The 26,095-nt window shown below is 71.5% G+C and carries 21 protein-coding genes; 8 read left to right on the forward strand and 13 right to left on the reverse strand.

Annotation, left to right across the window (positions count from 1 at the left end):
• Positions 1 to 97: 97 nt before the first annotated feature.
• Positions 98 to 2,992 (reverse strand): ATP-binding protein, encoded by a 2,895-nt coding sequence (locus tag ACGFIQ_RS21850; RefSeq protein ID WP_393246282.1) that lies wholly within the window; start codon positions 2,990 to 2,992, stop codon positions 98 to 100.
• Positions 2,993 to 3,583: 591 nt separating this feature from the next.
• Here ACGFIQ_RS21850 and fxsT point away from each other — a divergent pair.
• The gene (fxsT, locus tag ACGFIQ_RS21855; RefSeq protein WP_393246284.1) at positions 3,584 to 5,926 is read left to right on the forward strand and encodes an FxSxx-COOH system tetratricopeptide repeat protein; all 2,343 of its coding nucleotides are present in this window, start codon (positions 3,584 to 3,586) and stop codon (positions 5,924 to 5,926) included.
• On the opposite strand, the gene ACGFIQ_RS21860 is transcribed toward fxsT, so the two are convergent.
• From ACGFIQ_RS21860 to ACGFIQ_RS21890, 7 genes are all read right to left on the reverse strand, one after another.
• The gene (locus tag ACGFIQ_RS21860; protein WP_393246286.1) at positions 5,896 to 6,327 is read right to left on the reverse strand and encodes an AtzH-like domain-containing protein; all 432 of its coding nucleotides are present in this window, start codon (positions 6,325 to 6,327) and stop codon (positions 5,896 to 5,898) included. The genes fxsT and ACGFIQ_RS21860 overlap by 31 nt on opposite strands.
• An 84-nt stretch (positions 6,328 to 6,411) precedes the next feature.
• Positions 6,412 to 8,040, reverse strand: a complete 1,629-nt coding sequence (locus tag ACGFIQ_RS21865; RefSeq protein WP_393246288.1) for a regulator — start codon at positions 8,038 to 8,040, stop codon at positions 6,412 to 6,414.
• Between the two features lie 12 nt (positions 8,041 to 8,052).
• Positions 8,053 to 8,745, reverse strand: a complete 693-nt coding sequence (locus ACGFIQ_RS21870; RefSeq protein WP_393246290.1) for a cysteine hydrolase family protein — start codon at positions 8,743 to 8,745, stop codon at positions 8,053 to 8,055.
• Positions 8,746 to 8,754: 9 nt separating this feature from the next.
• Complete coding sequence (locus ACGFIQ_RS21875) at positions 8,755 to 9,444, reverse strand: cysteine hydrolase family protein (RefSeq protein ID WP_393246292.1); 690 nt, start codon at positions 9,442 to 9,444, stop codon at positions 8,755 to 8,757.
• 37 nt (positions 9,445 to 9,481) lie between these two features.
• Entirely contained in the window at positions 9,482 to 11,284 is a 1,803-nt protein-coding gene (gene atzF / locus ACGFIQ_RS21880; RefSeq protein WP_393246294.1) for an allophanate hydrolase, read from the reverse strand.
• 81 nt (positions 11,285 to 11,365) lie between these two features.
• Entirely contained in the window at positions 11,366 to 12,031 is a 666-nt protein-coding gene (locus tag ACGFIQ_RS21885) for a GntR family transcriptional regulator (RefSeq protein ID WP_393246296.1), read from the reverse strand.
• Between the two features lie 200 nt (positions 12,032 to 12,231).
• Entirely contained in the window at positions 12,232 to 12,468 is a 237-nt protein-coding gene (locus ACGFIQ_RS21890) for a hypothetical protein (protein WP_393246298.1), read from the reverse strand.
• Between the two features lie 497 nt (positions 12,469 to 12,965).
• Between ACGFIQ_RS21890 and ACGFIQ_RS21895 the strand changes: the two genes are divergently transcribed.
• The 4 genes from ACGFIQ_RS21895 to ACGFIQ_RS21910 all read left to right on the forward strand — a co-directional run bounded on the left by ACGFIQ_RS21895 (position 12,966) and on the right by ACGFIQ_RS21910 (position 16,976).
• The gene (locus ACGFIQ_RS21895) at positions 12,966 to 14,324 is read left to right on the forward strand and encodes a ricin-type beta-trefoil lectin domain protein (RefSeq protein WP_393246300.1); all 1,359 of its coding nucleotides are present in this window, start codon (positions 12,966 to 12,968) and stop codon (positions 14,322 to 14,324) included.
• A gap of 90 nt (positions 14,325 to 14,414) precedes the next feature.
• Positions 14,415 to 14,945, forward strand: a complete 531-nt coding sequence (locus tag ACGFIQ_RS21900; protein ID WP_393246302.1) for a GNAT family N-acetyltransferase — start codon at positions 14,415 to 14,417, stop codon at positions 14,943 to 14,945.
• Between the two features lie 128 nt (positions 14,946 to 15,073).
• Positions 15,074 to 15,517 carry a hypothetical protein gene (locus ACGFIQ_RS21905; protein ID WP_393246304.1) on the forward strand — a complete coding sequence of 148 codons (444 nt, stop codon included), beginning with the start codon at positions 15,074 to 15,076 and terminating at the stop codon, positions 15,515 to 15,517.
• Positions 15,518 to 16,097: 580 nt separating this feature from the next.
• Positions 16,098 to 16,976, forward strand: a complete 879-nt coding sequence (locus ACGFIQ_RS21910; protein ID WP_393246306.1) for a bacteriocin fulvocin C-related protein — start codon at positions 16,098 to 16,100, stop codon at positions 16,974 to 16,976.
• A 277-nt stretch (positions 16,977 to 17,253) separates the two neighbouring features.
• Here the strand turns inward: ACGFIQ_RS21910 and ACGFIQ_RS21915 are convergent, their stop codons facing one another.
• The 5 genes from ACGFIQ_RS21915 to ACGFIQ_RS21935 all read right to left on the reverse strand — a co-directional run bounded on the left by ACGFIQ_RS21915 (position 17,254) and on the right by ACGFIQ_RS21935 (position 19,513).
• Positions 17,254 to 17,613 carry a hypothetical protein gene (locus tag ACGFIQ_RS21915; RefSeq protein WP_393246308.1) on the reverse strand — a complete coding sequence of 120 codons (360 nt, stop codon included), beginning with the start codon at positions 17,611 to 17,613 and terminating at the stop codon, positions 17,254 to 17,256.
• Positions 17,614 to 17,948: 335 nt separating this feature from the next.
• Positions 17,949 to 18,134 carry a DUF397 domain-containing protein gene (locus tag ACGFIQ_RS21920; RefSeq protein WP_393246498.1) on the reverse strand — a complete coding sequence of 62 codons (186 nt, stop codon included), beginning with the start codon at positions 18,132 to 18,134 and terminating at the stop codon, positions 17,949 to 17,951.
• A complete protein-coding gene (locus ACGFIQ_RS21925) occupies positions 18,131 to 18,412 on the reverse strand; it encodes a Scr1 family TA system antitoxin-like transcriptional regulator (protein ID WP_393246310.1) in 282 nt (93 codons plus the stop codon). Before ACGFIQ_RS21925 ends, ACGFIQ_RS21920 begins: the two co-directional genes overlap by 4 nt.
• A 151-nt stretch (positions 18,413 to 18,563) precedes the next feature.
• Positions 18,564 to 18,755 (reverse strand): DUF397 domain-containing protein, encoded by a 192-nt coding sequence (locus ACGFIQ_RS21930; RefSeq protein WP_393246312.1) that lies wholly within the window; start codon positions 18,753 to 18,755, stop codon positions 18,564 to 18,566.
• Positions 18,746 to 19,513 carry a Scr1 family TA system antitoxin-like transcriptional regulator gene (locus ACGFIQ_RS21935; RefSeq protein WP_393246314.1) on the reverse strand — a complete coding sequence of 256 codons (768 nt, stop codon included), beginning with the start codon at positions 19,511 to 19,513 and terminating at the stop codon, positions 18,746 to 18,748. The genes ACGFIQ_RS21930 and ACGFIQ_RS21935 overlap by 10 nt, the downstream gene beginning before the upstream one ends.
• A gap of 363 nt (positions 19,514 to 19,876) precedes the next feature.
• Between ACGFIQ_RS21935 and ACGFIQ_RS21940 the strand changes: the two genes are divergently transcribed.
• The 3 genes from ACGFIQ_RS21940 (at position 19,877) to ACGFIQ_RS21950 (ending at position 26,092) form a co-directional block, all read left to right on the forward strand.
• Complete coding sequence (locus tag ACGFIQ_RS21940; RefSeq protein WP_393246316.1) at positions 19,877 to 20,161, forward strand: hypothetical protein; 285 nt, start codon at positions 19,877 to 19,879, stop codon at positions 20,159 to 20,161.
• A gap of 1,073 nt (positions 20,162 to 21,234) precedes the next feature.
• Positions 21,235 to 23,985 carry a CHAT domain-containing protein gene (locus ACGFIQ_RS21945; protein ID WP_393246318.1) on the forward strand — a complete coding sequence of 917 codons (2,751 nt, stop codon included), beginning with the start codon at positions 21,235 to 21,237 and terminating at the stop codon, positions 23,983 to 23,985.
• A gap of 28 nt (positions 23,986 to 24,013) precedes the next feature.
• Complete coding sequence (locus ACGFIQ_RS21950) at positions 24,014 to 26,092, forward strand: hypothetical protein (protein WP_393246319.1); 2,079 nt, start codon at positions 24,014 to 24,016, stop codon at positions 26,090 to 26,092.
• Positions 26,093 to 26,095 lie beyond the last annotated feature (3 nt).

Genomic DNA, 26,095 nt, shown 5'->3' on the forward strand with positions numbered 1-26,095 from the left:
TGTGAGCGGCGCTCGGGCCACGACGGCGGCGGCGCGGCCTCGTGCTGCCCGCCCCGTCGACGTTGCACCGAACGACGTCATCCGGCCCGGATCGCGGTCATCGATCGGTGTCATCGAGCCGAGCGACCCAGGCGACCAGAGCCGACCGGGAGGCGACGCCCGCCTTGCGGTAGATGCGGGTCAGGTGCGCCTCCACCGTGCGGGGGCTGATGTTCAGCTGCCGCCCGATCAGTCGGCTGGTGGCCCCGGTGGCCGCCAGCCGGGCGATGTGCCACTCCCGGTCGGTCAGGGCGGCGACCTCGCGCGGGCCGACCGGACGGGCCAGTCGCAGGGCGACCCGTTCCGTCCCGCACCACCCGGCCAGCTCCAGCGCCCGACGGCGGGCCCGCGCCGCCGGGCCGGTCTGGTCCGCGGCCTCCGCCGCCCGGGCCAGGGAGGCCAGCGCGAGGCTGCGCCGGAGCACCATCCCGCCGGCACGGAACAGGTCGGCCGCGGTCTCCAGGTGCGGCAGCGCCGCCGCGGCCTCGCCGCGGGCGAGCAACACCTCGCCGTACGCCGACTCGGCGAAGCCCCGCTGCCCGGGGAGACCGACCTGCTCCGCCTCGGCCATCGCCAGCCGCGCCTGCCGTTCGGCGTCGGTCAGCTCACCCGCGGCGAGCGCGGCGGCACAGAGCAGCTCGAACCACCGGGGTCGCAGGCTGGTCTGCAGACGGCTCAGCCGGCTGTCGCCGCCGGCCGAGCGCACCAACTCGGCGCAGGTCGCCGGGTCACCGGACAGCAGTGCCGCGGTGGCCAGCGCCGTGGCGGCGGTACGACCGCACCAGGTGGTCAGATCGGTGGCGATGCCGGCGGCGCTTCGGGCCAACGCCACCGCCCGGTCGTCGTCGCGCGGCCCACCACGCCACGCCGTCGCCTCCGCCTCGAACGCCAGGGCGAAGCTCAACAGGTGGTGGCCGCCGATGCGGCGGGCGACGATGCCCGCCTCGGTGGCCAGTCCGATGGCGGTGTTCAGTTGGCCGCCGTGGTAGGCCACCTGACTGCGGCCGAGCAGCAACTGGCACAGGCCGTCGTCGCGGTGCGCGGCGCGCACGAGCGTGACCCCCCGGTCGAGGTGTCGCACCGCGTCGGAGGGCCGTTCGAGGTACAACTCGGTCAGGCCGAGCGCGGTGAGGCAGTCGGGGTGGTCCCGCACGTCGCGGTCCGGCAGTGCGTCGACGATCCGGGCACCGGCATCGAGCAGGCACCGGGCGTCGTCGAGGGCGCCGTCGTGTGCGGCGGCCAGACCGCGGACGGCCAGCAGGCCGGCCCGATCCGCGCCGGAGCCGCCGAGATCTCCGTCGAGCCCGTCGGGCAGCCCGGCCACGGGGTGGCCGGCCAGGATGCCGGCGACGCCGATCTCGGTGGCGAGGCGGTAGCCGCCGGTGGGTCCGGCTGCGGCGGGCAGGGCGGCCAACTCGCTCCGGCTGATGGCCGCCGCCTCCGCGTAGTTGCCGAGCAGGCGTTCCACGCGCGCCCAGAGGGCCACCGCCTGCGCCCGTCGGCCCTCCTGGTCGGCGGGGAACAGCGGCACGATCTCCTGGAGCAGTGCCCTGCTCTCGGCCAGGTCGCCCGCCTCCCCGGTGATCTGGGCCAGCACGAGTGACACGTCCCGGCGACGCTGCGTCGGTCCGGCCGTTGGCCGCAGCGCCCGCAACGCCAGCCGCAGCCAGCGGATGGCCAGGTCCGGAGTCTCGCGCCGGACCTCCTGCGCGGCCCGGCAGAGCACGTTGACGCAGCGGTCGACCCAGCGGCCGTTCGGGAGGGCGAGCAGGCGCTCCGCGTAGCGGGCCCGGTCCGCGGGTGGCGCGCCCAACTCGACAAGCGCGGTGAGTGCCCGCGCGCACGCCTCCGACTGCCACGCCGGGTCGGTGTCCTGGGCGACAGCCATCCGCAGCGCCGGGTGCCGGAAGGCGAACCGTGCGGTGCCGGGCACGCGACGGATCAGGTCGAGCCGGGCCAACCGCCAGCCGGCCTCGACCGCTAGGGACGCCGGGACCTGCGCGACCTCGGCGAGCAGGTCCGCGGCGAAGGGCGCGTCGAGGATCGCCCCGGCCCGCAGGCAGGCCAGTTCGACGGACGGCAGGTCCGCCCACTCGCGACGCAACACGGCAAGCGCCGCGTCGGACATCCGGACGCCCTGCGCAGCACGAGTCGGGGCGGGGCCGCCCGGAGCGGGGCCGCCCGGAGCGGGGCCGCCGGGCAGCGCCGCCAGGTAACCGGGGTTGCCGCCGGTCAGGTCGTAGCGGGCGCGCAACTCCGCCTGGTCGACGTGGGGGTGCAGAAGCGCGACGTCGGCGAGGCCGAGGGGGCGAAGTTCGATCCGGTCGCGGGGCGTCGGTTCGACGTCGGTGTGGTCGTCGGAAGCCGGTGGACCGAACGGCATCGGGGTTGCCATCTGCCGTGGGCGGTAGGCGAGCACGAGCAGCAGCGGGGCGGGCACCGGGTATCTCAGGAGGTGGGCGATCAGACCTGTGGAGGAGGCGTCCGCCCAGTGCAGGTCGTCGAGGACAAGCACCAGACCGTCCCGGGCCGTCAGGCCGATCAGCCGGCGGGCCAACTGGTAGGTCCGGAACCGTCGGGCATCCGACGCCCGCCCCGGCGCCGGCGGCACGGCGGCAGCGGACTCCGCCCAGCTCTCCCCGGCCGACGCCCCGCTACCCAGCCCGCGGCGGAGTGGCTGCCCCTCGGTGAAGGCGTGCCGGAACACGTGGAAGGGAACTCCCCGCTCATCCGGCGCACAGGTCCCGATGGCCCAGGGAACAGTGGGGACGCACCGCTCCAGCGCCTCGCGGACGAACCGGGTCTTGCCGACTCCTGGTTCGCCGACCACCTCGCAAACCATCTGCCGGCCGCGGGTCAGCGCGGCGGCCCGGGCTCTTCCGATACGCGCCAACTGTGGTCGCCGCCCGACGAAGCGCAGGTCTTTCGACGCATTTTCCAGCCCAGCTGTCATCACGCAGATCAGATGCTTTCTGGCGCGCTCAAAGGGGATTGGTCGCACTATACCGGAGCACCGCCGAATGTCGAATGTGCACGGCGACCAGCCCCGCCAGGCAGCGCATCGCAAAATGCAGAAAGAGACCGGTCACCGCAGGGCGTATCGATGTCCCTGAAAACCAATAAAATCACCCCTCGCCAGCCCGACCGAAACACTTTCCGACGAGGCCGAACCCGCCACAGGGCTGATTCCTGGTAGAGATGTGAACCACCGGCAAGACCCTTTCGCCACTTCGGCCAGGACACCCGGATGATTGCCAGGGTGAGTCTTCCCTGATATCTGCACAGTCATGGCCGCCTATGCGATACACCCGAAGCGGTCATATCTCTACGGGCGGGATATTCACCACCGCCGCGCTCCCCGGCCACCGCCACCCGCGGTCGGCGCCACCAGCCGCCCGACCAGCCAACCAACCCCCGACCCGGGCCCCGGCAGCGCCGGCCCCGCAGGGGCATCCTCCGATCAGGACGGAGGGTGCAGGAGGTGGTCACGATGTGGTGAGGTGGAGCCGGAACGGCGGCGTGGTCGACACCTGTGGGGGAGCGGATGACGCAGGCACATCGGTGGACGGTGGCCAGCCTCCTCAGTCTGCTCGCCGTGGCTCTGGCCTGGCTCGCCTGCCAGCTCGGCTTCGGGCTCGACGTGGAGACGTCGGCGACGGTGGCAGCGTTGGCGGCCGCGCTCGTCGCCGCTCCGCTCGCCCAGTGGGCCAAGCAGGCAGCGGTCAAGCACTCCTCCCCCGCACCATCCGTCGAAGGCGTCCGTCGTCAACGGGAGCCGGACGGCACACCCCGGGCCGACGGGGTGACGCGGGCCTGGAACATCCCGGTCCGCAACGCCGGCTTCACCGGGCGGGACGAGTTGTTGACCGCACTTCATGCTCACCTGCACACGGGCCGGCCGGTGGCGGTCATCGCCCTGCACGGCCTCGGTGGGGTCGGCAAGACCTCCCTCGCTGTCGAATACGCCCACCGTTTCGCCGACGAGTACTCCCTGACGTGGTGGATCAACGCCGAACAGAGCGTCCTCATCGGGGACCAACTCACCGCCCTCGGCCTGTCCACGGGTTGGGTCACCACCACACCAGACACCGCCACCGCCGCCCGACAGGTGCTACGCCACCTCCGCGAAACCGACAACTGGCTGATCGTCTTCGACAATGTCGAGGCCCCCGAGGACGTCGTACCGTGGCTGCCGCAGGGCCCCGGTCACGTGATCATCACATCCCGCAACCCCGGGTGGCGGCAGGTGGCGATCCTCCTGGACGTGGACGTGTTCGACCGGGCGGAGTCAGTGGCGCTGCTGCGTCACCTCGCCCCCGAGCTGACCGGGACGGCGGCCGACAGCGTCGCCGATGCTGTCGGTGACCTTCCCCTGGCAGTGGCGCAGGCAGCCGGCGTGATCGGCGAGACAGCGATGACCGCCGACGAATACCTCCGGGAACTCGCCCAGCACGTCGCGCAGGTGATGACGGAGGGCAAGCCCCCGTCCTATCCCACGACACTGGCCGGGACGGTGCAGATCTCGCTGGACCGGCTGGCCGCCACGGACCAGGCCGCCGGGCAGTTGCTGCGACTCTGCGCCTTGCTCGCACCGGAACCCGTGCCCATCGAGATCTTCACCGGTGCTCCCGTCGGCGTCCTCCCCGAACCGCTGGCCTCCGTCGCCGCCTCCACGATGGCGATCCGTCGGTCGATCGGCCTCCTCGGCCGGTACGGCCTGGCCAAGGTCGGACCGGTCGGGCCGCAACTGCACCGACTGACCCTGGCCATCGTCCGGGACCTCACCGACCACGCGACCGAGGTCGCCGCCCGACGCCAGCTCGACGCACTCCTCGTCGCCGCGACACCCGGCCCCAGCCACGAACCGACCGCCTGGCCCTACTGGGCGCGGTTCCTTCCCCACCTCCTGGCCGTCGATCCGGGCGCGAGCACGAACCCGGCCCTGCGCGCCGTCGCCACTCAGGCAACGTGGTACCTGCGCGGGCACGGCGACCTGAGGGCCGGCCACGACGTCACCGAACACCTCTACCAGCAGTGGCGCAGCCGACTGGGTCCCGATGATCCGGCGACGCTGCAGGCCGCGCACAGCCTGGCGGACGCCCGGTTCCGGCTCGGCTTCGTCCAGGCGGCCCACGACATCGCCGACGAGACGCTGCGCCGCCGTCGGCGGGTGCTGGGCGACGACCACCTGGACACTCTCGCCTCCGCCTGCACCCTCGGGCTCTGTCTGTACCAGCTCGGGCGGTCCGCACCGACGGCCTCCCCGCGCTTCGAGCGGGCGCGGGCGCTGTTGGAGGACACGTTGTCGCGGTTGCGCTCGATGTACGGCGAGGACAGTGGGTTGACGCTCGGCACCGCCCACAACCTCGCGCTGGCCCTGGGCGCGTTGGGCCGTCACGACGAGGCGCTCGCCCTCCACACGGACACCGTCGCCCGGCGCCGTCGGGTGCTGGGCGAGGACCATCCGCACACCCTGCTGTCGGCCGGCGACTTCGCCGAGGAGCTGGCGGCGTCGGGGTCTCCCGCGGAGGCACTGGAGCTGCATCGGGACACTCTCGCCCGCCAGCGGCGGGTGCTCGGTGACGACCACCCCGACGTCATGTTGTCGGCCGTGCGAACGGCTGCGGTGCTCCACCACCTGGGGCAGTCGGCGGAGGCACTCGTCCTGGCCCGGGAGACGCTGGAGCACAGGGTACGAGTTCTCGGCCCGGACCACGCCGACACCAGGAGCTCCGCGCTGGCGGTCAGCACGTACCTGCGTGCGCTGGGACGGACCCGGCAGGCGAGGGCGAACGACTCGCGCTTTCCCGCTGGTGGGGAGGGGGAACCGGGGACCGGTCCGGGTGGTCCCGCGTTTCACAACCCGGCGGAGAGCACGCCCGCCTGACCCGCCCCCGGTCCAGCGGACGGCTGGTCGGCCGGCACCGAGACGTGGGCGGTGACGATCCGCCAGCCGACGGGCAGGCGTACCCAGGTCTGGGTCTGCCGTCCGGTGGCGGCGGTGTCGGCGTACCCGAATCGGGTCGTCACGACCGCCAGGTCCGGCCCGAACGTGGTGACCACCGGGTCGACCAGCCGGCGACCGGCCGGCAGTGGTGGCTGTGCGGCCCGCCACTTGCGCTGCTCGTCCAACCCGTACTGGTGGTCGGCGAGGCCGAAGCGCACGGTCTGGTCGGAGTCCCAGAAGTAACCGCAGATCTCCTCGGCGTCGCCGTCGGCAAGCGCCCGCTCGTAGGCGGCGAAGGCCGCCGTCACCTCGGCGACCACGTCGGTCCGGTCGATCTCCATGCGGTACGTCCCTTCGATCCGGTGGGTCGGGAAACGGCCGGCCCGGTCGGTGGCCGTGACACCTCTCCGACCGGGCCTGCCGGCTCAGCCGCTCAGCGCCGACGTCCGCGGCTCGCCGTCGGCCCGATCGGTGCCGACGTCAGCCGGACCGTGCTCCCGGTCCAGTGCGGCCTCCTCCGGGTCCGGCTCGCGGGGTGTGGGGCGGCCCAGCGCGAAGATCCCGCAGATCGCCGCGACGAAGAGGTAGCCGAGTGCCACCTGACCGTTGGCGTTCCACTCGATCCGCTCGCCGTGGATCAGCCCGATGAACGACAGCACCGCGCCGGTGCCGGCGAAGATCGCGGCCCGGACGAACCGTTTGTCGATGATGAAGACCACCACCGCGCCGAGCACCAGGCCGGCGAGGATCGCACCCTGACCGAGCACCAGCAGCCCGTCGTAGATCACACCCGCGCCGTTGAGCGCGTCGTCGCCGACCGCGGCGGCGGTGGTGCCGGCCGCCGCCAACGCGTTGTCGATCTGCCCGGTCGCCCAGGCCGCGATGTTCGGGATCAGCGCGGCGACCACGGCGGCGGCGTGCGCCCGGGGGGTCGCCTGGAACGCCTGCGCCCCGATCAGCAACCCGATGTAGAGCAGGATCGGCACGATGGCCGCCGTCGGGAAGATCGCGCCGAGCAGCCCGAACATGCCGAGGAAGCAGAGCACCGCGATCACCACACCGGTCGCCATCGAGTAGCCGCTGCGGCCACCTGCCGCCTTCCAACCCGGGTGTCCGACGTAGACGGCCGGCGGGAAGGGCGAGCCGAGCGCGGCCCCGATCACCGCGCCCGCGCCGTCGGCCAGCAGCACGCTGCGCAGGTTGTAGTTGTCCCCCGCGGTGGCGGCGCTCTCCACGTTGGTCATGCCCTCGGTGAAGTTGTAGACGCCGAGCGGGATCGCCGTCGCCAGCAGCGGGGCCATGTCGGTCAGCCCACTGACGAGCAGGTCCAGCTTGAACGAGGGTACGGCGACGGCGATGTCCCGGGCCGCGGCCGTGACGTCCGGCACCGACATCGCACCGCCGGCCCAGCCGATCGCGGTGCCGAGCAGCAGCGCGGCGAGCCCGATCGGGAAGTTGAACGGCAGTTTCACGTCGGTGAGCAGACCGATCAGCAGCAGCGCGAAGACCGGTAGGGCCACCCAGGCCATCCGCCACATCTGCCCGGCCGGGTTCATCGAGATGAACGTGATGGAGATGCCCGCGAGGGTGCCGAGCAGCGCGGCCCGGGGCGCGTACCGGCGGATGTACGGCCCGACGAACGCGCCGATCAGCACGATCACGCCGATGATGAAGGCCCACGCCAGCCCGGCCTCCCAGGCCCGTACCGGATCCTGGGTGCGCAGGTAGATCGGCAGCATGATGACGAAGATGACGATGAACATGTGCGGCACGCTCGGCCCGTACGGCAGGGCCGTCACGTCGGTGCGATGCTCCCGTCGGGCCAGCCGACGGGCCAGGTAGGTGTAGTAGATGTTGCCGGCGACCAGGGCGATGCCCAGCGCCGGCAGGATGGTGCCGAACACCTCCCCCTCGGGAAGGTTCACCACGGCGAGGCAGAGCCCGGTCAGGGTGAGCACGTTGACCAGGACGTTGACGCCGAAGCCGAAGAACGCGTTGGTGTCGCCGCGCACCCAGTACGGGAGCGGGGCGACTGTGGGCTTGGTCGAGACCATGGCTGCTCCCGGTCAGGAAGAGGGTTGCAACACGGTGGTGGTGGGCAGCGCGGCGCGGACCTGCGCCGAGTCGGCGACCCACCCGAAGATCCCGCCCTGGGCGGCGATCATGTCGAGGCCGACCCGCTGGAACTCGGGGAAGTAGGACCCGACGCAGTCGGCGAGCACGAGGCACTCGTACCCGCGGTCGTTGGCCTCCCGGACGGTCGTGTGCACGCACACCTCCGTGGTCACCCCGGTGACCAGGAGACTGCGGACGCCCCGCTCGGCGAGCAGGCCGTCCAGGTCGGTGGCGTAGAAGGCGCCCTTGCCGGGCTTGTCGATGACCGGCTCGTCGGGCAGCGGGGCCAACTCGTCGATGATGTCGTGGCCGTACTCGCCGCGGATGAGGATCCGGCCCTTGGGTCCGAGGTCACCGATCCGCATGCTGGGCGCTCCGCGGCTGAGTTTGGCCGGCGGGCAGTCGGACAGGTCGGGCAGGTGCCCCTCGCGGGTGTGCACGATGGTCAGGCCGACGGCGCGGGCGTCGGCCAGCAGCGCCGCGAGCGGCGGGATGGTCCGGCGCAGCTGACCGACGTCGTTGCCCAGGCTCGCACCGAACCCGCCGGGTTCCAGGAAGTCGCGCTGCATGTCGATGACGAGCAGCGCCGTGGTCGAGAGGTCGAAGGTGTACGGGCCGGGCCGGGCGGCGGGGATGGTCAACATGGGCGCACCTCACTGGGCCGTGGCGGCGATGACGTCGTCGGATGTGGTGACGCAGCCGAAGACGCCGCCCTGCATGGTGACCATGTGCAGTGCCGCGTCGTGGTTGGCCTTGTCGGTGGCGCCGGTGCAGTCGGAGAGGATCAGGCACTCGTACCCCCGGTCGTTCGCCTCGCGCATCGTGGTGTGCACGCAGACGTCGGTGGTGATGCCGGTGAGGATCAGGTGGGTGATGCCCCGGGTACGCAGCACCAGGTCGAGGTTGGTGGCGTAGAACGCGCCCTTGCCCGGCTTGTCGATGACCACCTCGCCGGCCACCGGGGCGACCTCGGGCACGATCTCCCAGCCGGGCTCGCCCCGGATCAGGATCCGGCCGGCCGGACCGGCGGTGCCGATCTCGGCGCCGATGCGCGCCGAGCGCCACCGCTTGTTCGCCGGCAGGTCCGACAGTTGCGGGTCGTGCCCCTCCCGGGTGTGCACGACGAGCATGCCGAGTGATCGGGCGTGCTCCAGCAGCCGGGCGGTGGCCGGCAGACCGGCCCGGGTGAGGCCGATGTCGTAACCCATCGCGTCGACGTAGCCGCCCGGCCCGCAGAAGTCGGTCTGCCAGTCGATACAGAGAAGTGCGGTGCGCGCGGTGTCCGCCGCGCCGTCGTACGGCCACGGGTAGGGGTTGGCCGGTACTGGCCCGATGCTGCCCATCCTCTCGCCTCCTGTCGTGTTCGCTGGTGCTGGCGCGTCAGCGCCGGGTGGCGGCGTGACGGTAGGCCCGCCACCCACCGGTGGCGCTGATGTCCTCGGCCGGTGGGCCGGCGGCGTACGCCTCGCAGAGGAAACCGAGCACGTCACGCCCGTCGTCGAGCCGGATCCAGCCGAGTGAGAGGGGGGCCGGAACCCCGGCCAGCAACCCGCCGACCGCGGAGCCGGGCAGTCGCCACAGCTCGACCTCGATCGGATGGCCGGCCGGCCCGTCCGAAGCCATCCGGACCAGACCGGGCAGTCCCTCGCCGTCGGGCGTGTCCATCCGGAAGAGCCGGTAGAGCGGCGCGGTGCGGGCGGTGTCGACGAGGGCGGCACCGTGCCCGACCAGCTCACCGTTGCGGGACTCGCCCGTCAGGTGTCGGCCCACCACGGCGATCAGCAGGTCCGCCGGACGCTGCGCCGGCGGTGGGCTGGCCTCGACCACTCGGGTCGGTGCGACACCGTCGGCGAGGGCGGCGGCCAGCCGGGCCAGTGTGGTGTCGCTGAACGCCGGGCCGAGGAGGGTCAGGCTGGCCGGGCGGCCGGTGCTGGTGAACCCGTTGGGTACGGTCACGGCGGCCAGGTCGAGCAGGTTCGCGAACTGGGTGTAGCGGCCGAGCATGGCGTTGCGCCCGATCGGGTCCTCGGCGATCTCGTCGAGCGTGAACGTGGTGCCGACGGTGGGCACGACCAGCACGTCGATGTCCTGCCAGAGCTGGTCGACCTGTGCTCGCAGCTCGCGCAGGCGGTGCTGGCCCCGGAAGGCGTCGATCGCGTCGTAGCGCCGCCCGGTCTCCAGCACGGCCCGGGTGACCGCGAGGACCGACTCGGGATGCGACCGCAGGAAGCCGTCCAGCGCGACCAGCCGCTCGGCCACCCAGGGTCCCTGGTACAGCAGGTCGCCGGCCTCGAAGAAGTCACCGAGCGGCACGGACCGAGAGGTCCCGACGAAAGTGCGCAGCAGTTGCACCCCCGCGACGAACCGGGTCTCCTGCCCGGCGTCGCCGAAGAACTCGAGGTCTTCTGCCCGGGGCACCCCGAGGCGTAGCGTCCCCGGCATGCGGGCCACCACCCGCTCCGCCGGCAGCGGACGCCCCCAGGGGTCGGCCGGCGTGACGCCACGGGCCGCGTGCAACACCTCGACGGCACCGGCGGCGTCGGCGGCGAAGACCGACACGCAGTCCAGCGAGCGGCAGGCCGGGACCACGCCGGCCGCGCTGAGCAGACCCCGGGTGGGCTTGAGGCCGACGATGCCGTTCAGCGCCGCCGGCACCCGGCCGGAGCCGGCGGTGTCCGTACCCAGGGCGAAGCTGACCTGGCCGGCGGCGACCGCGACCGCCGAGCCGGAGCTGGAGCCGCCGGAGATCAGCCCGCCGCCGAAGACACTCGGGCAGCTGCCGTACGGCGAGCGGGCACCGGTCAGGCCGGTGGCGAACTGGTCGAGGTTGGTCTTGCCGACGAGCATCGCGCCGGCGTCGAGCAGCCGGCGCACCACAGGTGCGTCCTCGGCGGCCCGGTACCCGAAGTCGGGGCAGCCGGCGGTGGTGATCATGCCGGCCACGTCGATGTTGTCCTTGACCGCGAACGGGATCCCGTACAGCGGCAGCGCGGGATCACCGTGGCGGGTCAGCGACTCGGCACGGGCGCGCAGGCGGTCGGCTGGGACGGTGCTGATCCAGACCGGCCCGCCGTCGCGCCCGGCGAGTCCGTCCAGGACACGCTCGGCCTGGTCCGCCGGGGTCAGGCTGCCGTCGCGGTACGCCGACCGAAGCTCCGAGATGGACCCTACTGGCTCTGGCATACAGTCGATTGTCGACTGAACTGTTACGGGAACCAGCGCGCTGTGTAACGACGCCATGACGGCGCTCCGGCCGTCCCGCACCTAACCGAGGTAGGAGCGCGCCCCGTGCCCGGCGAGGACGGCGAGGACCTCCTCCGGGTCTCCCCCGGCGACCGCCTCGAACAGCCGCTCGTGCCGGTGGACCCCGTCCAACGGCTGCGCCAGCTCCGCCTCCCGGCGCAGGTTGATCGCCATGTAGAGCTGCAACTTCACCAGGATCGACCCGTACACGGCGGAGAGCTGCCGGTTGCCGGCGAGCGCCACCAGCGCGACGTGGAACTCCCGGTGCGACTCGGCGACCGCCATCCGGTCGCCGGCGCGGGTCGCCTCCCGCATCTGGTCCAGGGTCGCCCGCAACCCGGCCAGGTCGCTGTCCCGGCCGACCGGGATCCCGGCCCGCACCGAGAACTGCTCCAGGACGTCGCGCAGCTCGTACAGCTCCCGCACGTCGCGGTCCGACAGGGTGGCCACCCGGACCCCCCGCCGCGGCACGTGCTCGACCAAACCCTGCTGGGCCAGCAACCGCAGGGCCTCCCGCAACGGAGCCCGGCTGATCCCCAGCCGCCGGGTCAACTGCTCCTCCACCAGGCGTTCGCCCGGGTCGCTCTTGCCGCTGAGGATTTCCCGGGTCAGCCGGGAGACGGCGAGGTCCACCAGACTGACACTCTCCAGCTCACCATCCACCGACGATGCGGCCACGTCGTTCACGCCGATGAGTCTGCCACCTGCCGCCGTCAGCACCGGCGTGGGCGGGTCGGCAGTGCACGCCGTACCCGCGGTGCTGCCACCGGCAACGCGGCGACGGCACCGACCGACAGCGCGCCGACCACGGCTCCGGCCCCGGGCCGCCCGCCCACGCGGGCGACCCGCGGCCACGGTGTGGGCGGATCCCGACTCGCGCCCGTCGGTCAGCCGTCGCCGGCGGCGCGCTGACGGTCGGCCTCGGCATCCGCGGCACCTGTCGGCACGCCGTCGCTGTCGCGGGTGGCATGGGAGAGGTCCACGTCAGCGCCGGTACGGGCGGCGTCGGCCGCCGCGTCGTCCGCGCCGACGATCTCCCCGCCGGAGTCGGCACCCGCGCCGTCGTCGTCGATGAGCTGTTCGGGAGCGGCCACCGCGAACGGTACGTACCTGGGCTCGGTCATCTCGTCCTCCTCCGGGGTTTTCTGTGTGCCTCTCTACCGCTACCCCGAGGAGCGCTCGACACACCCTCGACCATGCCGCCGAGTCATGACGGACGTCGATCGCTCGACGCAGGGTGTGCCGACCGCCGGAGGGCCTCGTCTCCGTGCCGTGACCTGGGGATCCGTGCCGACCGGGGCCTCCTGGGTCAGCGATCCACACTGCCGGTCGGCACCACGTCACCGTCCGACGTCATACGTCAGACGATGATGCTAATCTATTTCGGCGCGGTAAACGGATCTCGCCTGCGGAAGGATCATGATGGCATCGGACCGGTCGACAGTCGACTCCACGTCGCCCGTCCCTGCCCGCACGGACGTCGGCGTCACCGCGTCAGCCACGCCGTCCCCTGCTGGCCGCTGTCCCGACAACCACAACGGGACATCCGCCCAGCCGCGTGTCGCCGACGCGGGTCGGACGCCGCACATCGTCAACAACGCAAACCCAAGGAGGTTTGACTGTGCCACTTCGTAAACTCGCCACCCCCTGGATAGGGGCGGCCATGGCCGCCATGATGCTGGTCGCCGTCGGGGCGTACGTCATCATGACCGGCGCGTCGGCGTCCGCGGCCAGCACCGCCGGCTGCGGCAAGGCGCCCGGACTGAACAGCGGCACCCACACCATCCAGAGCAGCGGAAAGACCCGCAGCTTCATCCTTCGGCTGCCCGACAACTACAACAACACCTATGCCCACCGGCTGGCCTTCGGGTTCCACTGGTTGGGTGGCACCGCCAGCCAGGTCGCGAGCGGCGGCACCGACGGAGCCCCGTGGGCCTACTACGGCATGCTCTCCCAGGCGAACAACACGACGATCTTCGTCGCCCCGCAGGGCATCGGCAACGGCTGGGGCAACTCCAACGGTGAGGACGTGACCTTCACCGACGACATGATCCGCATGATCGACAACGCGCTCTGTGTCGACACCACCCAACGCTTCTCGGTCGGGTTCAGCTACGGCGGCGCGATGAGCTACTCGTTGGCGTGTTCCCGGCCCACCGTGTTCCGTGCGGTCGCGGCAATCGCGGCCCCCGGGGCGATCAGCGGATGCAGCGGCGGCACCCAGCCCGTGGCGTACCTGGGGATCCACGGCATCAACGACAACATCGCGAGCGGACGGTCGCTGCGCGACAGGTTCGTCCGCAACAACGGTTGTGCCGCGCAGAACCCGCCCGAGCCGAGGGCGGGCAGCCTGACCCACATCACCACCGCCTACTCCTGCCGGGCCGGATACCCGGTGCTCTGGGCCGCGTTCGACGGCGGCCACCAGCAGGGCCCGGTGGACGGGTGTGCCGGCTGTGAGAGCGGCGCGCGGAGCTGGGTCAAGCCCGAGATTTGGCGGTTCTTCAGCCAGTTCGGGTCCGACGTGCCGCCCACCAGCGCACCGCCCACCACCACTCCCCCGCCGTCGAGCCCGCCGCCGGGTGGTCAGCAGAACGTGCTGATCGCGGGTAACCAGTCCGGGCGATGCATCGACGTGCCCGGTGCCAGCACCACGAACGGGGCCCGGCCGGCGCTGTGGGACTGTCACGGTCGCACCAACCAGCGCTGGACCCACACCACCAACCGCGCCCTGACCGTCTACGGCAACAAGTGCCTCGACGCCAGCGGAGCGGGCACCAGTAACGGCACCGCTGTCATCATCTGGGACTGCAACGGCCAGGCCAACCAGCAGTGGAACCTGAACTCCAACGGCACCATCACCTCCGCCCAGTCGGGGCTCTGCCTCGACGCCATCAACGCCGGCACGGGCAACGGAACGCAACTGCACCTCTGGGCCTGCCAAGGCAGCGCCAACCAGCAGTGGAGCACGCGCGCCTAGTACCGCACCGGCCTCTGCCGGAGACGCGCCGCCCGGGGTCCCCTCCCGGGCGGCGCGTTGCCGTCCGGGCAGGCGGATTACGATTCCGCCATGGACGGCACCACCCGCGGCGTACGGATCAGGCGTGGCGGCCCGGGCGATGCGCCCACCGTGCTGAAGATGCTCGATGCCGCGGTGGTGTGGATGAACGATCGAGGCAACACCGAGCAGTGGGGCACGACACCGTTCTCGGAGAAGCCCGGGGGCATCGAGCTGGTCGATCGGTACCTGACCGAGAACCTCTCGTACATCGCGGAGCTGGACGGCACGCCGGCCGCAACCCTGGTGTTGGACTCCGGGCCCGATCCGCGGGCACCGATCGCTCCCGCGGACGAACCGGAGCGCTATGTCCGACTCCTGGTCACTGACCGACGATTCGCCGGTCGGAGCCTCGGATCGGCTCTGCTGGCGCACGCCGTGGCGGAGACCCGGCGAGCCGGCGTGCGGTTGCTCCGGGTCGACTGCTGGGCGGGCGGCGACGGCACGTTGGTGGCGTTCTACGAGCGCCACGGTTTCACTGCCACCGAAACCTTCCGGGCCGGCTCGTGGCCGGGGCAGGTGCTGGCCCAGCGGGTCGGTTGAACGGCGCTTCGCCGGGTCTCCGCCGTCGATCATGGCCGACCGTCATGATCATGCGGCTGATCGACGGATGGCCCGCGCTGACCTGCTCCGTAGCATCGGCGGCGATCACGGGCCAGACGGAGGACACCATGAACCAGAAGCTTCAGTCCCGCGCGTTCGAGCGGGTCGCGCCGATCCTGCGGCCGGGGGAACGGCCGATCACCGCGACCCGAGCGTTGGTCGGGCGCTTCTCGGCCAGTCGGCTCGGGACCGTCGTCTCGCAGGGGCTGATCCAGGCGGCCGCCGGAGCGACGGGCGCCGCGCTGGCGCGTACCAAGAAGCAGTTCCTCGTCGTCACCGACCAGCGACTGATCTTCCTGCCGCAGACCTTCCTCGGCGGGCCCGGCACCGGCGTTCTCGGCGAGGTGCCCCGGGAACACGTCGCGCTCGCCGAGGCGAAGATCGGCATGGTGAGCCTGTTGCGCGTCGCCTTCGGTGGCGAGGGGGACGGCGTCACGTTGACCTTTCCCCGGGTGGACAAGAAGAACGCCGAGGCCCTCGCGGCAGCCCTGTCGCCGGTGCCGACGGCCTGATCAGACCTGGCCCACGTGGGCATGTCCCACGTGGGCCCCACCGGCGAAGTGGTGACAGCGCCGACCCGACAACTCCGCCAGCGCTCGCGGCAAGGAGGCGTCCAGCCGTGCGAAAACAGTCCCGAACAGATCCAAACACCTCGATGCCTTGAAAACCCGGGCGACCTCGGGCTGAATAAATCAGCATGAAACGAACCCTTGCTATGGTCGCAGTCAACCCCGCCGTGCCCGTGGGGGCACAGGGCCAAGCCCTGGCCGCGGATTTCGCGAAACCCTTCGGGGGATGACACAGGTTCTGTCACCTCCGGAAGCGGCGGCGATAGCTGCTCAGAAACCTAGGCCGTCACTCCCGTCGCCGGATATGTGCTGAGCGGCAGGGGCTGCTTCACCAAGAATCCAGCACCAACGCCTACGGCGGCAAGGGCAGCAGACCGTCAAGAGGTGACCCCTCACGGCGGTGCGAATCCAGCCGTACACAATGAGAATCACGGAGGGTGGATCAGTGCGTCTATCTGTTGTGGAACGATGGATACTGGCTTACGACTCGACCTGCGCGCGATGCCGCGAGGTCTCTCGGACCGTGGAGCAGACCTGCGCGGGAAAGCTCGAGACACTCTCCCTGCAAAGCCCGGAGGTGCGGGCGTGGCGTGAGCAGGCCCTTGGAGCTGAGCCACCGTTCGAGCCGACACTCGTACGCCTTCGGGGTGACCAGGTGCGGGCCTGGACCGGGCTCGCCATGGGTGCCCGTCTCGCCCATCGCCTTGGTTCGCGCAAGACGCTCCAGCTTGTACGCGCGTTCGGCGAACTGCGCCAGGCGGAGGTTTCCCCCACCGGCAAGGCGGCTGAGGGAATGGGTCGACGCCAACTACTAGCTGGCCTCGGCCTCACTGCCGGTCTCGTCCTCGTGGGTAAAAATCCCGCCTTCGCTGAGTCGCGTGCGCCGAAGGCCGCCGAGGCGTGGGTTTCCGCCAACCGCAACAACCTGCCCCACCGCTACGCCGAGTTTGCCGTGTTCGCCCTGCCGTTTCGGCAGGCGATTTTTGCCAAGCTAACCCCAGCCGCCCAAGGACAGCTCTGGAAAGAGCACCTGAGCGAGTACCGGGCTACCCACGCCGGCCTCACCAGCCGCCAGCTCGCCGTCATCGACCGGGCTAGCGACCTGCTCTCACGAGAGTCCACGTTCTCGCGACGCGATACCGTCGCGCTGGAACAGCTCAGCGCGGAGGCCAAGGCGGCATTCGGTGCGATCGAGGCCCACCGGCTAATCGCCACGCTTGGCCCGGCAGACGACGCCGCATCCGTCAACTTCGCCGCCGCGATCCCCGATTGCACCTGCAGCACGCTGAACGACTGGTGCTCGGGCACATGTCGTCCCTCGACGGCCGGCCGTCTCTGCATCTGGCATCCCACCGGCTGCGGTGCCGGTTGGATCTACCAATGCAATGGCAGGTGTGGCTGATACTCCAGCCGGATGTCCTTCTAGGGCTCGGTGCGTTCTTGTCGTTCATAGTGGCTGGTTCCGACGGGCGGCATGATGCCGCCCGTCGGACCCGTGGAGGCCTTGGTGAGCTGGGAAAGCCGGCACACCAAGAGGTGACTAAGCCCGAATCCGTGTACTGGGATTCTGGACGAGGTTGAGTTGATCTTGTCGGTTTGAGGGTGCACCACCCCGGATGCCGTTGCCGAACGCGTACGACAAGAGCTTGCGGCTCGACGGACAGCGTCATCGGGGTCACCTAGTCCGTGAGAAAGATGCCAGTCACGCCCACGACGGCCAGGACGACGGCGGCGGCGAGCACGTAGAGCCGCGGACGCGGCTGTCGCACGAAGTAGGTGCACAGGCCGAACGCACCACTGAGAATCGAAATCGCGTACCACGGGAAGGTCGTCGGCGTCGGCTGACCGATGAAGATCATCCAGGTGGCCATGACCGCAACGAAGATCGTCGCGTAGGCGACGGTCTGCCGCATATTCCGGTGCGCGGTGTCCTGCAAGCGGGAAACCGACGTGCGGTAGGCATCCATCGCGGCGGCGCGTTCATCCTCGCTGACCTGTCGCCGTCTGTTACGGCTACCCGACCTCTGGCGCCCACTCATGCCGCAGAAGATACCAACGAGAGTCACACCGTCGTTGCCCTGCGTAAGGGCCACGCCTACGCGCCAGTTGTGCCAGCGGGCCCGTGGCAGCCGAAGGCCGCCGGCGAGCTGGGTCTGCTCGATCGCTAAGTCGCGGGCATCGTCCAGGCGACCGCGTCCTGCGACTGCTCAAAGCGAGGGTTACGTGCATGGGCCCGAGCCTGGTTCGCCGCTCACGGGATCACCCGAGGCACCACGGGCGGAGCGTAGATTGATCGCCACCTGCCCCAGGCGGCGGAGCACCACGCACGCAAAAAGCCCCCGACCTGCGCCGAGGGCCTTCGCGGTGTCCTCGGTCAGCCGGCGTCCCGCGCCATCGCGACGAAACCCCGCCACGCGGCAGGGCTGAATGCCAGCGTCCCGCCGTCCCGGTCCTTCGTATCGCGGACAAGGACCACGCCCGGCAGGTTGTCGGCAACCTCGACGCACGCGCCGCCGTTGTTGCCGCTCTTCGTGCTCTTACGCCACTGCGGACTAATCATGTCCATGTCAATGCCGCTTTCCTGATGAGGTCGAGCGAGAGCGCCCGAGGTAGGGCTTCGCCAACTATGCGCGTCCACCGCCGCCCCAGGGTAGCAATTTCCGCTGCATCGTCGATGATCTGCGCCCTGACTTGCCCGTCAACATGCGCCAACTGAGCGCCGTCGGACATCTCGGCCATGGTGAACGGGCCGCCGAGCCCGAGATACATCGGCGTGTCAGTCGGCACGACGTGTACCTGAACGTGCGGCAGCGCGACACACGCGTGCACGGCTCCCATCGAGGCGCGCTTGCAACTCCCGTGACCTAGGAGGACGACGGCGAGGCACCACGGGCGGAGCGTAGGTTGACCACCACCTGCCCCAAGTGGCAGTGCCCCAGACAGGCAAAAGGCCCCCGACCTGCGCCGAGGGCCTTTGCGGTGTCCTCGGTCAGCCGGCGTCCCGCGCCATCGCGACGAAACCCCGCCACGCGGCAGGGCTGAATGCCAGCGTCCCGCCGTCCCGGTCCTTCGTATCGCGGACAAGGATCACGCCCGGCATGTTGTCGGCAACCTCGACGCACGCCCCGCCGTTGTCCCCACTTCTCGTGCTCTTACGCCACTGCGCGCCGGTCATGTCCATGATGCTGCCACTTTCCTGATGAGGTCGAGTGATTGCGCCCGAGGTAGGGCCTCGCCAACTATGCGCGCCCACCTGCGTTCCAGGCTAGCAACTTCTGTCGCATCGTCGGTGATGTGTGCCCTCGCCGGGCCGTCTTGGTGCGCTACCCGCGCGCCGGTCGGCATTTCAGCCAGGATGAAGGAGCCACCCAGGCCAAGGTAGATCGGCGTGTCGACCGGCACAATGTGCACCTGTACGCACGGCAACTCGGCACACGCCGCGATGTGCTCGCACTGCTCGCGCATCAGCTTGCCGTCGCGGCCCGCGCGTCGCCGGAGGGCTGCCTCATCGATCACAGCAACGACGAGCGGGGGCTGTGGCCGGTGGAGGATCGATTGCCGTTGCACCCGCGCGGTCACCAGTTCGTCAACCTCGTCGGGGTTGGGCGTCGCCAGTGCCAGCGTCGCCCGCGCGTACGCCTCCGTCTGGAGGAGCCCCGGAACCCACGCGAGTTCGAACCATCGCAGCACCGCCGCTTCACGCTCGATGTCCGCCCAGCGGCGGAACCACACGGGCGCCCGTCGCTTAAGGACGTCCGGCCATAGATCTTCCACACTCCGCCCGAGGATTTCTGACGCCTCCGCGCGCTGGCGGGGCCTCGGCGTACGCCCGGGGCTAACCCACCTCTGAACGGTCTTCGGATCTACACCCACCTGCTCAGCAAGGCTCTCGGCGGTCTCCCCCGCCTCACTCATCGCGGCAATCAAGAGGTGGTTCACTACGCCTCCATTAAGGACGTCCCGAACATCCCGTCAGCATACGCGCACGGCGTGTGATCGTCCCATTACAAGGCGGCAGGGTGTCGGGTGAGCGGCACCGCTGGTGGAGGCGCAGCCCGGCGGCGGTGTCAGCCCGGGGCCGCCCCTTGGGCGAGCACTCACGGGGCGGCCCCCCGAGCCCACCGAGGGGGAGCACATGCCGGACAGCCCGAAGCCTGAGCCGAAGACCGAACCGAAGCCCGCCCCGCCGCCGGTCCCGTGGCCACCGGGGACCATCGTCCCGGTCGGGCCGCCCTCGGTTCCGCCGATCGAGCGCCGGAACCGCGTGCCGGAATCCCGCTGGCGCTCGTCGGGGGTGGTCGCATGACGGGGCCGCGCTTGCGCGGAGGCGACCTGGTCCGCCTGACCACCACCGCGAGCGTGCAATTCTTCCGCCCGATCACCGTTCGGGTTATCCGGGAGTTGGAGCACGTCACGTACGACGGTTGGGTCTGGCTGGACGGGTACGAGTTGGACGCGAAGGGTGCCGCTGTCGCGCGGCGCGACCTGTATGTCCGGCGCGAGGGCGTGCAGCTGATCGAGGCCGCCCCGACTGCCGCCCCCGGCAGCCGCCAGCCCGTCCGCCGCGCCCCGGTCCGCGTCAGGTGACCACCCGCCCGCGCTCGCGTGCGCGTCGGATACGCCCCCGGCCGCACCACCCCGGATGCCCGCACTGGCGCTGCACGACATGCGGTGCCCTGTGGCCGTGCTCGTCTGCGCGGCTGTCGCTGTTGCGGCAGTGGGAACATGACTTCGACGGCTTGGGGCAAGTGATGCAACTACTCGCGGTAGAGGCACTGACGGATGCCTTCAAGCTGGGTCTGGATCCCAAGCCCGCGGCGTACGCCGAACGGTTTCTTGGCTGGGTGCTCGACCGCGCCCGGAAAGACGCCGAGAAAAGTCTGAACACTAGACTCCGCGCATGCAGCGTTGCCGACCTTCCTCCGCCAAGCGCACAGCGATCGGGGCGTTACTGCTGGTCTTGGCCGTAGCCGGCTGCAACTCCACGGCGGAATCGTCCTCCGATGCCACGTGGTCGAGCCCTGACACCGCCGCTACCACGGCCGCCTCCCACGCTGCTTCCGCCCCAAGTCCCCGTGACGCCGCACCTCCCGCATCTTCCTCCCCCACCGCGGACGAGTCACGGAAGGCCGAACCGGCACAGGAGCCCAAAGCGACACAGAGGACGGAGGCGCCGAGCGGGGGCGGCACCAAGTACACGGCGTGTGCCGACGGCGACTGCAAAGTGTCCTTCTCCGGTTCGGTCAAGTTCCCACTCGGCAGATGGACGGTGTCGTCCTCCGTGGAGAACGGCGGTGTCAGGGTGCGACTGACCGACGCCAATGGCAGGGGCGGCGGTGGCGGCTTCATGGGGCACCCCGGGTGCACTGTGGCGATACACGCCGACGGCGGCGGGCGAGTCGGATGCGACCAACCCGGAGCCGAGCCCGAACCGGGAGGGTGGGTCGTACACCTGCTGGAACTGGGCGGGAACACCGCGGTCATCCGCGCGATTCTGGGCTGACTGTGCGGATCGCTGTCGCAACCTGATCATGCTGGGCTGTGGTCTGGTGGCCGTGCGTGTGACCCTTGGCCTGAACAGTCGGATGCCCCGGCACGTCCGCCTCGATCCGCAGTCCGTCAGGTGAGGTAGTCAGCAGACGACAACGGGAGGAACGCGGTTGGACGGGGCAGCGGACATCACCGGACGGTGCGTGGCGATCAGTCGCGCGGCGTTCGGCCGGGGTGACCTGGACGCGGCGGTCGAGGACCTGCACCGGCTGCCGGCCGACCTGACCATCCGGGGTGTCCTGGCGGCCGACCTGATCGGTGCCCTGGTCCGCGGCGGTCCGACGACCGATCTCCACCGGCTGCGGCAACTCGACAGCCTTCTCGAGATCGCCGAGAAGGATCCACCCGACACCCCGGAGTGGCCGACGGTGCGCGTCGCGGCCCGGGTGACGGCCATGCTACGCGCCGGGATCGAGGGTGAGGATGCCGACCCGCGGGCCACGCTCGCCGAGGCGGAGTCCCTGCTCGCCCTGGCGCCGAGTGTCGGCGGCGACCCGACCGTGGCACCACTGTGGGACGTGATGCGGACCATGATCGGTCTTCTGCGGGCGATGGAGGACGGTGACGAGGCCGCGATGGAACGGCTGCCCGACGAGGCCCGTCGGGTCCGCGAGACGTTGGCCGGGAACCCGGCGCTGACGACATTCGGCGACGCCTTCGCCAATCTGACCGACATGGTGACGGTGCACAACAGCGGTGGCGACTTTCGGCCGGCCTTCGGCCTGCTCCGCGAGACGGTGGAGCGGTTGCCGGCCGAGGATCCGCTGCGGGCCTCGGTGCTGTCGCTGGAGCCGATGCTGATACCACTGGCGGCGGTGCTTCGCGAGGACGTCGACGAGACAGGGTCGGCCGTCGTCGCCACTGACGAACAGCTCGCCGCCATGACCGCCGTGGCGCAACGGCCCGACCTCTCCCCCGCCGACCGTGCGATGCACTACGCCGGGATCGCCGGCACAATGCTCGGCCTCGGCGAGGAGACCGATCCGGCCCGTGTCGAACAGGCCGTCGCGCACTTCCGCACGGCGGTGGACATCGCCCCACCCGGGGACCCCCGCCTCACCTCCCATCTCGTCGGCCTGGCGCTCGGGCTGGTGACCCAGGGCGAGGTGACCGGCAGGATGTCGGACGCGGTCGAGGCCGACGAGGTGCTGGGGCGGGCGAAGCGCCTGGCCGGCGGGCCGGCGCACCCCCTGTGGTCGGTCATCAACGAACTGCTGGCACAGGTACGGCGGCGGCACGCCGGTGTGGCGCAACCACACGCCGTCGCCCTTGAGGGCCTGCGCGAACACTCCTGGCGGGTGCTGCTCCAGACCGACCTGCGGGCGGCCAACTCGGCTGCCCGCCGGGCCGCACAGGATGCCGTCGACGTCGCCCGCCAGTGCCTGGTGTTCCATGATCCGGCCAGCGCGATCCGGGCACTCGACGCGGGCCGGGGCCTGGCCCTCTACGCGGCGACCGAGAACCGGCAGATCCCCGGTCGCCTCGAGGACGCGGGCCGACCCGACCTCGCGGCGCGCTGGCGGACGACCACAGCGTCCGGCGCGGTGGAGGAGGCCCCGATCGACCTGCGTCGCGAGGTGCTCACCGTGCTCACCGAGCAGAGCAGCACGGGAGCACTGCTCGACGCGCCGACGCTCGGCGAGATCCGGGCCGCGCTGCACACCGTGGACGCGGACATGCTCGTCTACCTGGTGCCGAGCACCGCACCCGTGCCCGGCTACGCGGTCATCGCGCCCGCGCAGGGCCCACCCGCCTACCTGCCCCTGCCCAACCTGCATCTCTTCGACGACCTGGACGTGGAGCGCTACCTGACGGCCCTGGTCCGACGCGACGCGGTCATCGCGGACCCGGAGCGGGACCTGACCGCGCTCGACGACCCCGACGACCCCGACGACTTCGCCGGCAGCCTCGACGCCATGTGCGACTGGGCGTGGCGGGCGGCGATCGGCCCACTCGTGCAGCAGTACCTGCCGACCCTCCCCCGCCCGAGCACGGGGCGACCGCCCCGGATGGTCCTGGTGCCGATGGGCGAGCTGGCCCGGATCCCGTGGCAGGCGGCCCGCCGGCCGGACGGCACGTACGCGGTGCGGCTGGTCGCCATCTCGCAGGCCGCCTCGGCCCGGATGCTCTGCCACTCGGCGGCGCTCCCGCCGGTCGCGCCGACGCCTGTCGGCCTGGTCGTCGGGGACCCGGACCCGGGCGGCGAGGCACCGGACCTGGCCGCGGCCCGGGCTGAGGCGTACGCCATCCACAGGTCGTTCTATCCCGGCGGCCGGTACGTGGGCCGGCGGCCCGACGGGTCGCCGAGCCGGTCCGGTCCCGGCAGCGTCGACGAGGTGCGAGCCTGGCTGACCGGTACGAACCCCGGGGCCGGCGGGATGCTGCACCTCGCCTGTCACGGCGTCATCAACACCGATCCGGCGGCGGCCACCTCCTACCTGCTGCTGGCCGGCGGTGGGCGGCTGACCGCGGAGGAGCTGGTCGAGCTGACCTCGCGCTCCCCGGAACGCGCCATCGGGCTGATCGTGCTCGCCGCCTGCCGGACGGGTCAGGCGATCAGCGGCTACGACGAGGCGTACAGCCTGGGCACGGCCTTTCTCGCCGGCGGCGTCCGGTCGGTGCTCTCGACCCAGTGGGCCATCCCCGACCGGGCCACCTCGGTGCTGATGTACATGTTCCACCACCACCTGATCACGAAAGGGCTGCCCGCGTGGGAAGCGCTGCGGCAGGCGCAGAGCTGGATGCTCGGCCCGGAGTGGCCCATCCCGGAAGGCATGCCGGAGCCGTTGCGCCGGCACCTGGACCAGGACGGGCTCTCCCATGTCACGGCCTGGGCCGGATTTGTCCACTGGGGGCAGTGATGCGACCACGCGAGGACGAGAGGGGCCGATGGTGAACGACGACAAGGAGAAGCGTCTGCGGGATCAGCTGGCCCGACTGACCGGGCCCGCCCGCGTCCGCCCCCTGATGGAACTCTCCCAGATCCTGGCCGACCGCTACTGGCGCATCGGCCCCGGTCAGGCGAGCGGGCAGCCGGCGCTCGACGAGGCCATCGCCTGCCTGGTGGAGGCGCACGGCATGTTCGGTCCGGGCGACCCGCTGCGCGCGCAGATCGCCGCCCAGTCGGGCTGGCTGCTGAGCGCACGGCACGTTGCCCACGGCGGCCCGAACGAGGACCGGGAGCAGGCGATCGAGCTGCTGGAGGAGGCCGTCGCGGCGGTCGGTCTGCCACCCGCCTTCCCGGTCATCGCCCGCTTCGCCCTCGGTCAGCTCTACGTGGCCGGACTGTCCCGCAGCCTCGCCAGCGGCAACCTGGCGGAACGGCTGAGCGGCGCCCCGGCGAACCCCGCCACGCTGGCCGAGGCCGAGCGGGCGGTCCAGTGCTTCCGCGAGGTGACAAACGCCGAGCAGTTGGGCGCCGAGGTGGCCGAGGCCACGAAGGTCATGCTGGAGTTGGCCGAGGCGATGCGGGACTTCTACGGTGCGCCGAAACGCGGCGCCGCCCCGTTCGATCTCGGGCCGATGATGCGGTTGATGACCAAGATCCAGGAGATGCAGCAGCGGATGCAGGGCGGGGCCGGGCTCCAGATGCCCTCCCTGTTCGACCTGTCCGCCCAGGCCACCGGTGACCCGCTGGACCGCCCTCTCGCCGTGGTGACCGTGCCGGACCGCGTCGAGGAGACCTTCGTGCCCACGCCCCGGCCGGCACCGACACCGCCCGACCCGGCGACGCTGCGCCGCGCTCTGCGGGAACGACTCGGCGGCGGTGAGCCCGACAGCGCTCTCGCGGCCCTGCTGCGCCCCGGCGCTCCGACCCCGCAGGTCGGGCTGGTGGACGACCTGGTGGGGCTGGCCAGCTCGGTCGCCCACGCGGCGGGAGTCGGGGCCACCGCGCAGGACCGGATCACCCTGGCGGTGGCGTTGTACCTGCGCGGCAGGGACGACGCCGACGACGGCTGGGGCGACACCGACGACGATGTCCGGTCGGCCGCCGCGCACCTGCTGGCCGCCACGGACGCCCTGCCCGCCGACCCGTTCGGCGTCGTCCCGCTCGCCGTGGACCTGGCCGGGCTGCTCGACGAGCGCCACCCCGCCGGACGGCTGGGCGAGACCCTGCGCGCCAGCTTCGCCCCGGTGGCCGCGGCACTGCACGACGTCCGGGTCGCGGCGCTGGGCTGGCCCCAGGCGGACGGGATGCTGCTGCTGCACACCGAGACCGGCCGGTTCGACCGCGTCGGGCCCGGTCGGGCCCTACCCGACCGGCTCGCTGTCGTCGGCGGCCCGTTGCCGGACGACGACCAGGTGGTGGTCTCCGCGGTCACCTCGGCCCGACAGGCGGCCGAGCTGGCCCGCCGGGTGCCGATGCGGGTCACCGAGGCACCGGTGCTCGTCAGCGATCCGCGCGGCGACCGCGGCCCGGCCGAGGTGGAACGGCTTCGCCGGCTCTACCCACGGTCGGTCGTCCTCGGCCGGGTCGGCCCGGGCGCCGACGGCCCCGGCACCCCGGACGACGTCCTCGCCCACCTCGACGCGTCGATGCTGCACCTCGACTGCGACGTCGACGCCGACGGTGCGCTGGCCCTGGCCGGGCCGGCCGCGCTGGCGCCCGCCGCCATCACCGGGCGGGCGGGCCGGGCCGGGGCCGAGGGCGGGTTGGCCGTCCTGCCACCCGTCGGCGCGCGCTCCGCACCGCTGGCCGACGCGTTGCTCACCGCCGGGTTCACCGCCGTTGTCGACTGGGTCCGGCCGGTACCCCGCCCGGTTGCCACGCTGATGCTGACCCTCCTGCACACCGAGTTGGTCCGCGGTGGGTTACGCCCCGCCGCGGCCGTGCGGGCGGTGGGCCGACGGCTTCGGGCCCCGGGACGGATCGCGCCCACCCTGCTCCCGGCGGCCCTCGCCGGGCGCACCGACCTGGACTTCACCGACCCGGCCTATCGGACCGCCCTGGTGCTGCGAGGGCTCTGACCC

The sequence above is a fragment of the Micromonospora sp. NPDC048898 genome (assembly GCF_043198035.1).
Taxonomy (GTDB): Bacteria; Actinomycetota; Actinomycetes; order Mycobacteriales; family Micromonosporaceae; genus Micromonospora.